Raw genomic sequence first — 563 nt, 5'->3', positions numbered from 1 at the left:
ATGGCTTGGCTGATTACTTGGCCAATGCGGTGGCTATACTTGCGCTCATCGCCCCAAGAAAAGAACCCTGGCTTTTCACCTGCTTTGTAATATTCGATTGGTAAGCCATAAATACTATTAAACCCCTGAATTGTTGGTTGGCCTTTACCGCTCGGATACACGCTGGTCTCTAATTTAAGTTCGATTTGGTCGCCAGGTTTTAGCCCAAGCTCGGCTAATAAAACATGGTTCTTTATTTCAGCTTGCCAACCTGTTCGAGCAGGCTGAAGCATCCATATCGCATCTGCTAATATGGGGGAATTAAGGGGGATTTGTTTAAATACTCGATGCTTTGTGTAACGTGACATTTTTAATTGTATTATTTCTGCATATTTTTTAGCTGCTTCAACATCATAACCACGATAAGGTGCAATTATATTTGCACGTGTTGGATTAACTACCTAAAGTATCCCCAGAATTAGCCTTTATATATCAATGAACTAATAGTATTAAAAAATGTGGGAAGCGAGGGAACATTCATGGTGTTTTGTGATCTTATGAATCGCTTAAAAACAACAGAGCTA

The 563-nt window shown here is 39.6% G+C and carries 1 protein-coding gene; it reads right to left on the bottom strand.

Annotation, left to right across the window (positions count from 1 at the left end):
- On the bottom strand, positions 1 to 347 hold a 347-nt coding region (locus H5186_RS22710), incomplete at its 3' end, for a hypothetical protein (RefSeq protein ID WP_182795060.1).
- Between the last annotated feature and the right edge of the window lie 216 nt (positions 348 to 563).

This window comes from Pseudoalteromonas sp. SG41-2 (assembly GCF_014164535.1).
GTDB classification, from domain to species: Bacteria; Pseudomonadota; Gammaproteobacteria; order Enterobacterales; family Alteromonadaceae; genus Pseudoalteromonas; species Pseudoalteromonas rhizosphaerae.
Note: the sequence above shows the minus strand (reverse complement) of the source record. Positions and strands in the feature narration are given on the sequence as shown.